Source organism: Halopseudomonas sp. (assembly GCF_036961105.1).
GTDB lineage: Bacteria > Pseudomonadota > Gammaproteobacteria > Pseudomonadales > Pseudomonadaceae > Halopseudomonas.
In genome coordinates, this window is the sequence record NZ_JBALWW010000002.1 from 202,038 (window position 1) to 215,281 (window position 13,244).

11 protein-coding genes are annotated in these 13,244 nt (G+C 59.8%); 3 read left to right on the forward strand and 8 right to left on the reverse strand.

Annotation, left to right across the window (positions count from 1 at the left end):
- Positions 1-4: 4 nt before the first annotated feature.
- The 8 genes from V7756_RS03750 to V7756_RS03785 form a co-directional block, all read right to left on the reverse strand.
- Positions 5-1,735, reverse strand: coding sequence for a bifunctional protein-serine/threonine kinase/phosphatase (locus tag V7756_RS03750; protein WP_335608815.1), 1,731 nt, complete (start codon positions 1,733-1,735; stop codon positions 5-7).
- Between the two features lie 61 nt (positions 1,736-1,796).
- Positions 1,797-2,606, reverse strand: coding sequence for a formate/nitrite transporter family protein (locus V7756_RS03755; RefSeq protein WP_335608816.1), 810 nt, complete (start codon positions 2,604-2,606; stop codon positions 1,797-1,799).
- Between the two features lie 77 nt (positions 2,607-2,683).
- Complete coding sequence (nirD, locus tag V7756_RS03760) at positions 2,684-3,049, reverse strand: nitrite reductase small subunit NirD (protein ID WP_442908952.1); 366 nt, start codon at positions 3,047-3,049, stop codon at positions 2,684-2,686.
- 35 nt (positions 3,050-3,084) lie between these two features.
- Entirely contained in the window at positions 3,085-5,643 is a 2,559-nt protein-coding gene (gene nirB, locus V7756_RS03765; RefSeq protein ID WP_335608818.1) for a nitrite reductase large subunit NirB, read from the reverse strand.
- 448 nt (positions 5,644-6,091) lie between these two features.
- Positions 6,092-6,970 carry a hypothetical protein gene (locus V7756_RS03770; RefSeq protein WP_335608819.1) on the reverse strand — a complete coding sequence of 293 codons (879 nt, stop codon included), beginning with the start codon at positions 6,968-6,970 and terminating at the stop codon, positions 6,092-6,094.
- A gap of 38 nt (positions 6,971-7,008) precedes the next feature.
- Positions 7,009-7,392: a lactoylglutathione lyase gene (gene gloA / locus V7756_RS03775; protein ID WP_335608820.1), complete on the reverse strand. Its 384-nt coding sequence runs from the start codon at positions 7,390-7,392 to the stop codon at positions 7,009-7,011.
- A gap of 116 nt (positions 7,393-7,508) precedes the next feature.
- A complete protein-coding gene (locus V7756_RS03780) occupies positions 7,509-8,726 on the reverse strand; it encodes an argininosuccinate synthase (RefSeq protein ID WP_335608821.1) in 1,218 nt (405 codons plus the stop codon).
- Positions 8,727-8,880: 154 nt separating this feature from the next.
- A complete protein-coding gene (locus V7756_RS03785; protein WP_335608822.1) occupies positions 8,881-9,729 on the reverse strand; it encodes a flagellar protein MotY in 849 nt (282 codons plus the stop codon).
- 220 nt (positions 9,730-9,949) lie between these two features.
- Between V7756_RS03785 and pyrC the strand changes: the two genes are divergently transcribed.
- From pyrC to V7756_RS03800, 3 genes are all read left to right on the forward strand, one after another.
- Positions 9,950-10,984, forward strand: coding sequence for a dihydroorotase (pyrC, locus tag V7756_RS03790; protein ID WP_335608823.1), 1,035 nt, complete (start codon positions 9,950-9,952; stop codon positions 10,982-10,984).
- A 32-nt stretch (positions 10,985-11,016) separates the two neighbouring features.
- Complete coding sequence (gene rnt / locus V7756_RS03795) at positions 11,017-11,697, forward strand: ribonuclease T (protein ID WP_442908944.1); 681 nt, start codon at positions 11,017-11,019, stop codon at positions 11,695-11,697.
- Between the two features lie 336 nt (positions 11,698-12,033).
- Positions 12,034-13,005, forward strand: a complete 972-nt coding sequence (locus V7756_RS03800; RefSeq protein ID WP_335608824.1) for a TAXI family TRAP transporter solute-binding subunit — start codon at positions 12,034-12,036, stop codon at positions 13,003-13,005.
- Positions 13,006-13,244: the final 239 nt, after the last annotated feature.

Consider the following 13,244-nt stretch of genomic DNA (forward strand, 5'->3'; position numbering starts at 1 on the left):
GCGCCTACCAGGCCAGTAGCGCGGCGATGGTCAATACCAGCACAAAGCAGAGCCCCTTCCAGAACAGCAGCGGGTTTCGCTCCAATAACGGCGTGCGCGTGCGGCTGAGGAAGGCCTGGCTGGGCTGACGCAGATCAAAGACAAACTCCGAAAGGGCCTCGTAACGCTTATGCGGACTGGGCTGCAGAGCGCGCTTGAGCACATCGTCAATCCAGGCTGGTATGTCTCTGTCTTCATGCAATACCGACTGATAGACCAGCTTGTTCTGCGCAGCGCGCGTGCGCGTCTTGGCCACCTGGGTGCCGTATGGCAACTTGCCGACCAGCATCTGGTAGGTGATGCTGGCAAGCGAAAACTGATCCGACTGCACAGTGCCGCTTTCGCCCAGAAAACACTCCGGGGCGGAATATTGCACCGTGCCAAGCATCTGCTCCTGCTGCGCTGGCGCGGCTATTTCCACCAGACCGGCCACCCGGGTTGAACCAAAATCGATGATCTTCACCGTGCCGGTACGGTCGATCATGATGTTGTCCGGCCGCAGATCCTGATGCAGCATCTCCATGCGATGAAAGGCCTGCAAGCCTCTGGCAATCTGCTCGACGATGTTGCGCACCTGCTCCAGGCTCGGTTTGGGGTTGTCGATCATCCATTGCCGCAACGTCTGACCTTCAACGTACTCGGTTGCCACATACAGGTACTCGCGGCGCCGCTCCGTGGCGCAGGGCTTGAGTACGTACGGGCTGTTCAGGCGCCGGGCGATCCATTCCTCCAGCAGAAAACGTTCGAGGTAGGCTGGATCTGCGCCCATGTCGATGGACGGGATTTTCAGAATGACCTGCTCTTCGCTCTGTTCATCCACCGCCAGATAAACATGACTGCGACTGCTACTGTGCACCTCACGCATGATGCGGTAGCCATCAAAGCGCATGCGCGGCTCAAGTACCGGCGGCAGTGGCAGCGTAGCCGATGCCTGACTGAGCCAACGGCCGTTCGCTGCGTCGACAATGGGGAGGCTTTCTATCCGCACGATCTGAATGGTGAGGTTGTCGTCGCTGCCCTGCGCCAGCGCCTGCGCTACTATCAGGCGCGCTGCAGCGTCCAGATCCGCCTGTTGCTCATGGATGGTCTGAGTGATGAAAGCGGCGCTGACGAACTCATAGACCCCATCGGTCGCCAGCACGAAGATCTCGCCCTGCTCTACCGGCAGGCTCTGGTAATCGATTTCCAGTTGCTGATTGACGCCCAGAGCACGGGACAGCTGACTTTGCTCCCGGGAGAGCCACAGCCGGTGGTCCTGGGTAAGCTGTTCCAGTTGCGAACCTGCCACGCGATAGATACGCGCATCGCCGATGTGAAAGAGATACGCACTGCTCGCCTTGATGATCAGCGCGCTGAAGGTACAGACGTAGCCGCGATCCTTGTCATAGCGGTATTGGCTCTGGCGGGTCTGGGCGTGCAGCCAGGAGTTGGTGGCCATCAGTACCCGCTGCGCCGACTTCTTCACCGTCCAGGCTTCGGAGGTGCAATAGTAATCCGCCAGAAAGCCCGAGACCGCTGCTTCACTGGCGACCTGACTGACACTGCTGCTACTGATCCCGTCCGCCAGGGCCACCGCAATGCCCTTGCTGCTCAGTTGCGGCTCAGCGGGTAACCAGGCACCGTGGAAATCCTGATTGATGGTCTTGCGGCCCTTGTCCGAGCATTGCCCAACACGCACTGCCAGTTGCTTCGTCATGCCTTGTCACCCAGAACCCCCGGCCCTTGCGAGGCTGGGGTCGTTAGCCGGAAAGCGCCGCTCAGATTGCGCGCTTGGGTGCTGTGCGCACGTGCGTGGTATAGAGCGTAAGGCCGGTGAACGCCAGACCGCCAACCAGATTACCCAGGGCGGTGGGAATCTCGTTCCAGATCATGTAGTCCATGATCGAGAAGTCACCACCCATGATGATCCCCGAGGGGAACAGGAACATGTTCACCACCGAGTGCTCGAAGCCCATGTAGAAGAACAGCATGATGGGCATCCACATGGCGATCACCTTGCCGCTGACCGAGGTGGAAATCATTGCACCCACCACACCCATGGACACCATCCAGTTGCACAACATGCCGCGCAAAAAGATCGTCGCCCAGCCCGCAACACCGTATTCAGCGTAGCCCAGGGTGCGCGCCTCACCAATATGCGAAATCTTCTCGCCAATGGCGCCCGGCTCGGTCGAAAATCCGTAGGTATAGACAAAGGCCATCATGAAAGCGACGGTCAGCGCGCCAGCAAAATTGCCGACAAACACCAGCCCCCAGTTGCGCAACAGTCCGCCCATGGTTACCCCGGGGCGCTTGTCGAGCAGCGCCAGTGGCACCAGCATGAAGACCCCGGTGAGCAGATCGAAGCCCATCAGGTAGAGCATGACGAAACCCACCGGGAACAGAATGGCGCCCAACAGCGGATTGCCTGTCTGCACCGTGATGGCAATGGCGAACACGGCGGCCAAGGCCAGAATCGCACCGGCCATGAAGGAGCGGATCAGGGTGTCACGGGTAGACATGAAGACCTTCGACTCGCCGGCGTCGACCATCTTGGTGACGAACTCTGAAGGAACCAGGTAGGACATGGGGGACTCTCTCTATGATTTGCGTTAAGGGTGGCCGCCGCTGCAGGTGGCACGGCGGCCTGCCAGTACCGTCCGGATCAGTCTGCCTGCAAGCCGACTTCCACCAGATCGCCGTTCAGGCGCACCGGCCAGACCCGCAAGCGTTGCTCGGGGTACTCGACACAACTGCCATCGGCCAGACGAAAGTGTTGCTTGTACAGCGGTGAGGCAATGACCAGATCGCCCTTGAGGTGACCAACGATCCCGCGGCCAATGACATTGGCGCCGGACTTCGGATCACGGTTCTCGATGGCGAACACTTGCTCGCCCTCGCTGGTTTGCGGCAAGTGAAAGAGTGCCACCTGAGCGTCATCGAGCAGCGCAACCACGCCCGAGTTGGCGACCAGGTCCTGGCGCGCGCACAGCGGGCGCCAGGCCGCATTGGCAGCAGATGCGCTGTGCATGGTTTGGCTGTTGATCTGGCTATTGGTGTGGGTCATCAGACTACCTCCTCGGCTACGGGAATCAGGTGAAGCTCGTGCGCCTGTACTGGCCGGCGCTGATCACGCTCCTTGACGAAATGAATATCCGGATCGCCGCGTTCGTCGTTGACGAAGGTGCGGAAACGCTTGAGCTTCTCGGGGTCTTGCAAGGCGTTGGCCCATTCACATTCGTAACGGTCCACCACCAGCTGCATTTGCGCCTCCAGTTCGGCGCCCAGCCCCAGACTGTCGTCGATGATCACCTCTTTCAGGTAATCCAGGCCGCCTTCCAGGCTTTCGCGCCAGACCGAAGTACGTTGCAAGCGATCTGCGGTGCGCACATAGAACATCAGAAAGCGGTCGATGTAGCGGATCAGGGTGGCGTCATCCAGATCGGTGGCAAACAGCTCGGCATGGCGCGGACGCATGCCGCCGTTGCCTGCCACATACAGGTTCCAGCCCTTCTCGGTGGCAATCACACCCACGTCCTTGCTCTGCGCCTCGGCGCATTCGCGGGTGCAGCCGGAGACGGCAAACTTGATCTTGTGGGGTGAGCGCAGGCCCTTGTAGCGATTCTCCAGTACCAGCGCCATGCCGACGCTGTCCTGCACGCCGTAGCGGCACCAGGTGCTGCCGACACAGGACTTCACCGTGCGCAGCGACTTGCCGTAGGCGTGACCGGTTTCAAACCCGGCGGCAATGAGTTCACCCCAGATATCCGGCAACTGGTGCAGCTCGGCACCGAACAGATCGATACGCTGGCCGCCGGTGATCTTGGTGTAGAGATCGTACTTTTTGGCGACAGCGCCCAGGGCAATCAGTTTGTCTGGTGTGATCTCGCCGCCGGCAATGCGCGGCACTATCGAGTAGGTGCCGTTCTTCTGCATATTGGCCATGAAGGTATCGTTGGTATCCTGCAATGGCACCAGCAGCGGATCGGTAATCGGCTGATTCCAGCAGGACGCCAGAATGGAGCCCACCGCCGGCTTGCAGATGTCGCAACCGGTGTGCCCGCGGCCGTGCCTGGCCAACAGTTCTTCGAAACTGATGATGCCTTCCACGCGCACTATGCCGTACAGCTCCTGGCGAGTATGGGCAAAGTGCTCGCACAGGCTCTTGTCGACCTCGACGCCGCGGGCGTTCAGTTCGTGCTCGAACACCTGCTTGAGTAGCGCACTGCAGCCGCCGCAGCCGGTGCCGGCCTTGGTAGCGGACTTCAGCTCGCCCAGATCGGTACAGCCGGCATCCACCTGGCAGCATACCGCGCCCTTGCTGACGTTGTGGCAGGAGCAGATGGTAGCGGTGTCTGGCAAGGCATCGGCGCCCAGCGCTGGCGCGCCTTCACCGGCTGGCAGTATCAGACTGGCCGGATCGGCTGGCAGCTTGATGCCGTTCTGCGCGTACTGCAGCAACGTGTCGTAGTAGCTGTTGTCGCCTACCAGCACAGCGCCGATTACCTTGCTGCCATCCGGCGACACCACAAGACGTCGGTAGCTGGCGTTGACCTCATCGTTGAAGCGGTAGCTCTTGGCACCGGGCGTGGCGGCGTGGGCGTCACCGATGGAGCCCACATCCACGCCCAGCAGCTTCAGCTTGGTAGACATGTCGGCGCCGCAGAAGCTCTCGTGCTGCTTGCCCGCCAAGAGTGCAGCCAGATTGCGCGCCATGGTGTAGCCGGGCGCAACCAGGCCGAAAATGCTGCCATTCCAGGAGGCGCACTCGCCAATGGCGTAAATGGCAGGATCATTGGTGCGGTAGTCGTTGTCGATCACCACCCCGCCGCGTTCGGCCAGAGCCAGGCCGGCGCTACGCGCCAGCGCATCCTGCGGGCGAATACCCGCGGAGAACACGATCAGGTCGGTCTCCAGGCTCTCGCCATCGCTGAAGTTCATGCGGTAGCTGTAATCATCACCAGCAACGATCTCACTGGTGGCGCGGTTCAGATGCACCCTCACGCCAAGCTCTTCGATGCGCGCTTTCAACGCAGCGCCACCGTCGGCATCCAGCTGTACCGGCATCAGGCGCGGTGCAAACTCGACCACGTGCGCTTCCAGCCCAAGGGACTTGAGTGCGTTGGCCGCTTCCAGCCCCAGCAGACCGCCACCTACAACCACACCGCGACGCCCGCCCTTGGCAGCGGCGCGAATGGCGTCCAGATCGTCCAGGGTGCGGTAGACCAGGCGGGAGTTGCCTTCTGCGCCGGCAATGGGCGGCACAAAGGGATAGGAACCTGTCGCCAGAATCAGTTGGTCATAGCGCTGGCGACCTTCACTGGTAACCACTTCCTTGCGCTCGCGGTCGATTTCCTGCACCGCGACCCCCAGGTGCAGATGCACGCCATGCTGCGCATAGAAATCGGCTTCACACATCGCGAGGGATTCAGCATCACGGCCACCAAAGTATTCCGAAAGATGCACGCGATCATAAGCACGCTGGCGCTCTTCGCCGAACACATGCACCTGGTAGCGGGCAAGCGCGCCCTGCTCGGTCAATTGTTCCACGCAATGATGGCCGACCATACCGTTGCCGATGACGACCAGTATTTCGTTCTTGATCGGAGTCACTATCGAGTTCATCGCCTTTCCTCAGTCAAAGCCGCAGCCGGCACGGGCCGGCAAAAAAACAAAAAAAAACGCCTGGAGTCCTCTTTCGGGACTCCAGGCGCCGTTGCCTGGTATTCACTGGATTGTGCTGGGTGTTTGCCTGAGCCTCGTTGCCCGGATCACCCGCTTCCTCGCCCGCAGGCGGTATGGTCATCGATGACCACAGGAAGCTTTGACAGAGTTGAACGCTGCCGTTGAGCAGACCGAAGCAATAGCTGTGCCAGCGCGGAGATTTGGCCGATTGTTGCAGCAGAGGAAACTTGGTATAAAAATTGGAATTAATTTAAATACAGTCACTTACAGACAAAAATTGAATCTGAGCATGACCGTGCCTGCAGCGGCGTTAGGCATTGGGAACAGGCAGAGAAAATGAACCAGAAGGGTGCGATAAACAGGAACAACCCTGTTTTGGTGCAGCAAATCAGCGTATTCCAGAGGGCTCGGATCGGCGGGGCTGGCTGCCGCCAGCGGCCAGGCGCTCCAACAGGATGTCTACCAGCAGCAACTGAGCACTGATGGCTTGCGTGGCGACCTGAAAGAAGTCCAACGAATGGACGCCAGGGGAAGGCTGGCGCTCCAGAAGCACCCGGATGCGCTCGAGCAGTATATCCAGGGTATCCTCGGCTTCGCGCACCGGCTGGCTCACCAGAGTGCGTAAGTCAGGATCGGAAATCAGCCGCGCCAGCGCAGCATAGGACTGCGCTTGTATTTGCACCTTGAGTGCGTCGAGAGCATCCCGCCAGCGCGGCAGATTCTGTCGGTTGGCCGCGATGCCGGTGCCTACCGCACGGCTCTGGCCAAGCAGCTCGATATTCTGCAACAGCTCCAGCCACAAACCCTCCGCCTGTGGTGCCAGACGTCCCAGGCAGACGAGATCAAAACGATTGGCCAGTGCCTCTACAGTCTGTAACAGACAACCGATCATCTGGTTGTGCAGCATCAGCAGTTGTTCGGCACTTTCATGCTCGAAGCCACTTTCGATCTGCCGCCACAGATCACGCGCCTGGTGCCAGCTGTCGTACCAGTACAGACTTGCCTCGTATTCGGCTGTGCTGGCCAGCAGCTGTTGCAGTTGCTGATGCACCGACCAGCGTCGGGCCTCCAGCGCATGCTCGCCCGACATCGAGCCAAACGACAGACCTCGGTGCCGCTGCGCCTGCTCCAGCAATTGGCGCAGCAAACGTATCTGCGACAACGCCTGCTGACGCTGCTGTCTTTGCGCACGCTGGCGCAGCTGACGCAGGCGGTACAGGCCAATGGCGCAAAGCACCACTATGGCGATGAACAATGTCCATATCATTGCCGGACGTCCTGGCTGGCCGGTGGAATGGTTTCAGATCACTTCTTGCCAAGCAGCTCGATACGGTAGCCGTCGGGGTCCTCGACAAAGGCCAGCACACTCTGCCCGTGCTTCATCGGTCCCGGTTCACGAACCACCTTGCCGCCAGCGGCGCTGATTTGTTCGCACGCCTTGTAGACATCGAGCACCTCAATAGCGATATGCCCGTAGCCGGTACCCAAATCATACTCGCTGGTGTCCCAATTGTGGGTCAACTCCAACGCGGTGTGCTCGGCCTCATTGCCGTAACCGACAAAAGCCAGGGTAAAGCGCCCTTCGGGGTAATCCTTGCGGCGCAGTAGCGTCATGCCCAGCACTTCGGTGTAGAAGGCAATGGACTTTTCCAGATCGCCGACGCGCAGCATGGTGTGCAGAATTCGCATGATCACAACCTTTGCTTGAAGGATAAAGTTAAAGCTACAAGCTTACTGCCGCTTCTGCCAGCCCAACAGCAAAACGCCCGGTATCCCGGGCGTTTTGCTCAGTGACTGCAGCCGAATCAGAGCAGCTTGCGGCCCTTGTTGGCAGCAATGCGCATACGCAGGGCATTGAGCTTGATAAAGCCCGCCGCGTCGGCCTGGTCATAGGCACCGGCGTCGTCTTCAAAGGTGGCGATGTTGGCATCAAACAGCGAGTCATCGGACTTGCGGCCCACCACGATCACATTGCCCTTGTAGAGCTTCAGGCGTACCACACCGTTAACCTGAGCCTGGGAAGCGTCGATCATCTTCTGCAGCATGACGCGCTCGGGGCTCCACCAGAATCCGTTGTAGATCAGCTCGGCGTACTTGGGCATGAGGCTGTCTTTCAGATGCGCCACTTCACGGTCCAGGGTGATGGACTCGATGGCGCGGTGGCCCTTGAGCATGATGGTGCCGCCGGGGGTTTCGTAGCAACCGCGAGACTTCATGCCGACAAAGCGGTTCTCGACGATGTCCAGTCGACCGATGCCGTTGTCGCCACCCACCTTGTTCAGATAAGCCAGCACAGTGGCCGGGCTCATGTCTTTACCGTCGATGGCGACGATATCGCCATTCTGGTAGCTGAGCTCGATATAGGTCGCCTGGTCAGGGGCATTTTCCGGCGAGACCGACCAGCGCCACATGTCTTCTTCGTGCTCGGCCCAGGTGTCTTCCAGCACGCCGCCTTCATAGGAGATGTGCAGCAGGTTGGCGTCCATGGAGTAAGGCGACTTCTTCTTGCCGTGGCGCTCGATCGGAATCTCGTGCTTGGCGGCGTAGTCCATCAGCTTCTCGCGCGACAGCAAATCCCATTCACGCCAGGGCGCAATCACCTTGACGCCGGGCTTGAGGGCGTAGGCACCCAACTCGAACCGCACCTGGTCGTTACCCTTGCCGGTGGCGCCATGGGAAATGGCATCGGCGCCGGTTTCGTTGGCGATCTCGATCAAACGCTTGGCAATCAGCGGACGGGCGATGGAGGTACCCAGCAGGTACTCACCTTCGTACACGGTGTTGGCGCGGAACATGGGGAACACGAAGTCGCGTACGAATTCTTCACGCAGATCGTCAATGTAGATTTCCTTCACGCCCATGGCCTGAGCCTTGGCACGTGCCGGTTCCACTTCTTCGCCCTGCCCCAGGTCGGCGGTGAAGGTCACCACTTCGCAGTTGTAGGTTTCCTGCAGCCACTTGAGGATGACCGAGGTATCCAGGCCGCCGGAATAGGCGAGGACGACTTTATTGACTTCTGCCATGAGGTGCTCCCTTAACAAGACTGTACCGCCACTCCCGCAGGAGCGGACGAAAGGCAGCTATTCTAGCGTCAAGGCACAAGGAATCACAGGGGAGCCGGCCAGTGTTTATGGCCACGAGGGGGAAGAAGCCATCCGCGATCAGACTTGGGCGCGGCTATTCCTTCTCCAGGCGCAACATCACCCGGCGGTTGGCGGCGCGCCCCTGTTCGGTTCGGTTGCTGGCCAGCGGATAGCGATCACCATGGAAGCGCAGCGCGAACAGCTCTTCGTTTACGCCCTGCTCCACCAGGTAGTCCTTCACGGCCAGCACACGCTGGCGTGACAGCTCGCGATTGTCGAGTCGGTTACCCTGGTTGTCGGAATGCCCGTCGAGCAGGATTTCTTGAATATCGGCATCCGCCTTTATATAGATCACGGCCGCGTCCAGCATCGCCTTGGCCTGCGCGCTCAGCTTATCGCCGCCGGAAGCAAAGCTGATCAGACTTTCGGATATCTGCGCGTAGCTCACCGGCAGCAGGCCACTGACGCACTTCTGAAAGTCCAGCCAGGCCTGCTGGTAACCCACGCTGGATACCACCACGCGCACCGGATCGCCGCCGGCGTAGCCCGTGCGCATGATGGTCGGCTGCAGGCCGGAGGCCAGCCCGGCCAGCATGCGTCCGGCCTGCTGGTAAGGCACCTGCATGACGCCAGCGCCCTGATGCACGGTCATCTGCCCCACCGGCACCGCGTTGCTGCCCGGGCGCCAGGGCGGCGCTTCGTTGTACAGCTGCGCGGCGCCGGGGGTCATGGGGTTGTCCCAGGCCTTGAGTTCAAAGGCCGGCTGCTCACCGGCCAGGCGCACAAAAGTCGCCTCGCCATAGCCCGCGACTGACTGGCTCAGCCGGCAAGCGAATTGGTCACCCGTGACTTGCCATTGCACATCTTCCATCCGCGTCTGGAAGGTAAGTGCCTGCGCCGGCAGAGCCAGCGCCAGCAAAAGTGCCGGGTATGTTCGCGTCACCACGCTTGTCACCTCTTCAGCGGCCGGCTGGGCACCGACCTAACAATCTCTCTTGCCCGTTTAGTCGGCGGCTGGCACTGAATCTTTACCGTTGCGACGAGAATAAATTACCCGTGTTGGCAGCCAAGCCTGTCTTGAGCGCGGCCACCGCTGGCATCCGGTGTGAAAAGACCGTCGTTTACGGTAGCATTGCGGCATTACTCTGCTCTGGACGCCCCGCATGATTGACCGCCTTACCATCACCCGGCCGGATGACTGGCATATTCACCTTCGCGATGGCGAGGTGCTGTCGCACACGGTTGCCGACGCCGCGCGCACCTTCGCCCGAGCGATCATCATGCCCAATCTGGTGCCGCCGGTGCGCGACGGTAACGAGGCCGCGGGCTACAAACAGCGCATCCTGGCAGCCCGTCCCGCGGGCTCGCAGTTTGAACCCCTGATGGTCCTCTACCTGACCGACCAGACCAGCCCGCAGATCGTGCGCGAAGCCAGCCAGAGCGGCCAGGCGATTGCCGCCAAGTTGTATCCGGCGGGCGCCACCACCAATTCGCAGTCCGGCGTTACCGCGCTGGAGAATATCTATCCCGCGCTGGAGGCCATGGCCGAGGTCGGCATGCCGCTGCTCGTGCATGGCGAGGTGACCCACGCTGCGGTCGATATATTTGACCGTGAGAAGGCCTTTATCGACCAGCAGCTGGTGAAGGTGGTCGAGCGCTTCCCTACTCTCAAGGTTGTCTTCGAGCACATCACCACGGCGGACGCTGTCGACTTCGTCAAGCAGGCGCCAGCCAATGTGGGCGCTACCATTACCGCACATCATCTGCTGTTCAACCGCAATCACATGCTGGTAGGCGGCATTCGACCGCACCTGTTCTGTCTGCCGATCCTCAAGCGGGAGAGACACCAGCAGGCGCTGTGTGAAGCCGTGGCCTCGGGCTCCAGCAAGTTTTTCCTCGGCACCGACTCTGCACCGCACGCCCGCCATGCCAAAGAGGCGGCTTGCGGCTGCGCCGGTTGCTATACCGCCTACGCCGCCATTGAACTCTATGCCGAGGCCTTCGATAACCTGGGGGCCCTGGACAAGCTGGAGGGTTTTGCCAGCTTCCACGGTCCAGATTTCTATGGTTTGCCGCGCAACAGCGATCAGATAACCCTGGTTCGTGATAGCTGGCTGGCGCCGGAGCAGCTACCCTTTGGCGATCAGTGCGTGATTCCGCTGCGTGCAGGCGAAACCCTACAATGGCGTCTGACCTGACATCCCTTTTTCTGCGAAGCTAAGGATTACGCGTGAGTGAGTTCGACTTTGATAGCGACAACGATAGCCTGGATGCTTCCGCCCCTGGCAAACCCAAATCACCGATGGCCTATCGGTTCCGGGGCTTTCTGCCAGTGGTCGTGGATGTCGAAACCGGCGGTTTCAACGCCGCCACCGACGCGCTGCTGGAGATCGCCGCGACCACCATCGCCATGGATGAAGACGGCATGGTCTACCCGGACCAGACCCACTTCTTTCGCGTCGAACCCTTCGAAGGCGCCAATATCGAGGCCGCCGCACTGGAGTTCACCGGTATCAAGCTGGACCACCCCTTGCGCCAGGCGGTAAGTGAAGAGCACGCCATTACGGAGATCTTCAAGCATGTGCGCAAGGCGGTGAAATCAGCCGGTTGCAAGCGCGCCGTGCTGGTGGGCCACAATGCGTTTTTTGACCTGGGTTTTGTCAATGCTGCGGTCGAGCGTATTCAGATCAAACGTAACCCGTTCCATCCTTTCTCCTGCTTTGATACCGCCACCCTTGGTGGACTCGCTTACGGACAGACCGTCCTGGCCAAGGCCTGCAGTGCGGCGGGCATGGATTTTGATGGTCGCGAAGCTCATTCGGCCCGCTATGACACCGAAAAAACCGCCGAGCTGTTCTGTACCATCGTCAATCGCTGGCGCGAGATGGGAGGCTGGCCACCGGTAGATTGAGCAAGACCGGCCAGCCTGCAGGCTCACTCTCCAGGAATCCCACCCCCCGGATTGAGCCTGAGCGCACATTGCCAGCATCCCGCCCGCAGAGTTCCTTGCCCGTACCACGAGCAAAAGGTATGTTCGGATGGAAGTGAAATCATCCACTACACTATTTGTTCATGTTGTTCATGATCACCGTTATCCATCAGCGTTTGTGCAATCAACCAGATGAACATGCACAACCATCGGGACCTTAATTGCTTTCATTGCTGTACAACGGCATTGAATCAACCCCTGGCTTGCGGACAACCACACCGCAGCCACGAATAATCAGAAGAAAAGGAGTTATTCCACATGAAGCGCAAATCCCTCGCGATGTTGTTCTCGGCCACCATAGGCTACGCCACGCTGGCATCTACCCCGGCGGTGGCGGAAGAATTTGTCACCATTGGCACTGGCGGTCAGACCGGCGTCTACTACGTAGTCGGCCAATCGATCTGCCGCCTGCTCAACCGCAACAGCGAAGAACACGGCATCCGTTGCAACGCGCCATCCAGTGGCGGCTCGGTGGCTAACGTAAATGCCATTCGTGGCGGTGAAATGGATATGGGCGTGGTGCAATCGGATGTGCAGTACAAGGCCTACGAGGGCGTACAGAACTTCCAGGCCGACGGCCCTTTTGAAGGCATGCGCGCACTCTTCGCCCTGCACGGTGAACCACTGACCATCGTTGCCCGTCGCGATGCCGATATTACCGGCGTCAAGGATCTCAAGGGCAAGCGCGTGAACATCGGCAATCCTGGCTCAGGCCAGCGCGACACCATGGACGTGGTACTGGAAGCCCTCGGCTGGACAGTCAAGGACTTCTCTCTGGCCTCGGAGCTGGGCGCCGCCGAACAGGCTGCCGCACTGGGCGACAACAACGTAGACGCCATGGTCTACGTGGCAGGCCATCCGAATGGCTCGATTCAGGAAGCCACTACCACGGTGGACTCGGTCCTGGTGTCGGTTGATGGTCCCGAGATCGATAAATTGGTAGGTGATCGCTCCTACTACGCCAAGGCAGTCATTCCTGGTGGTCTGTATCGTGGTAACGACGAAGACGTAAACACCTTCGGCGTTCGCGCTACCCTGGTCGCCTCTGATGAGGTGAGCGACGAAACCGTCTATCAGACCGTCAAGGCCGTATTCGAGAACTTTGATCGTTTCAAGCGTCTGCACCCTGCCTTCGCTACCCTGAAGGAAGAACAGATGATCAAGGAAGGCCTCTCCGCCCCCTTGCATGATGGCGCAGTGCGCTACTACAAGGAACGTGGCTGGATGTAAGCCACACTGCGAGCCGCCCCACCGGGCGGCTCCTTTGTTTGGAACAAAGATTTATACATATTACCTTCGGGTTTTGTGCTCAGCTTGAAACTTGAAACTTGAAACTTGAAAACAGGATTTCTTTCCGTCGGCCCTTTTGCCAATGGACTATTGCAGCAACCGGCGCTTCACAAGAGCCGCCCGGTGTGCCGGCAGCATTACCACCGTATCTGCCAAACCTGCCAATTGCGGCACCATAA

What these genes read in the sequence shown, in the direction of transcription:
- V7756_RS03750 (WP_335608815.1), bottom strand. Translation starts at nt 1,735, where the DNA reads ATGACGAAGCAACTGGCAGTGCGTGTTGGGCAATGCTCGGACAAGGGC.
- V7756_RS03755 (WP_335608816.1), bottom strand. Translation starts at nt 2,606, where the DNA reads ATGTCCTACCTGGTTCCTTCAGAGTTCGTCACCAAGATGGTCGACGCC.
- nirD (WP_442908952.1), bottom strand. Translation starts at nt 3,049, where the DNA reads ATGCACAGCGCATCTGCTGCCAATGCGGCCTGGCGCCCGCTGTGCGCG.
- nirB (WP_335608818.1), bottom strand. Translation starts at nt 5,643, where the DNA reads ATGAACTCGATAGTGACTCCGATCAAGAACGAAATACTGGTCGTCATC.
- V7756_RS03770 (WP_335608819.1), bottom strand. Translation starts at nt 6,970, where the DNA reads ATGATATGGACATTGTTCATCGCCATAGTGGTGCTTTGCGCCATTGGC.
- gloA (WP_335608820.1), bottom strand. Translation starts at nt 7,392, where the DNA reads ATGCGAATTCTGCACACCATGCTGCGCGTCGGCGATCTGGAAAAGTCC.
- V7756_RS03780 (WP_335608821.1), bottom strand. Translation starts at nt 8,726, where the DNA reads ATGGCAGAAGTCAATAAAGTCGTCCTCGCCTATTCCGGCGGCCTGGAT.
- pyrC (WP_335608823.1), top strand. Translation starts at nt 9,950, where the DNA reads ATGATTGACCGCCTTACCATCACCCGGCCGGATGACTGGCATATTCAC.
- V7756_RS03800 (WP_335608824.1), top strand. Translation starts at nt 12,034, where the DNA reads ATGAAGCGCAAATCCCTCGCGATGTTGTTCTCGGCCACCATAGGCTAC.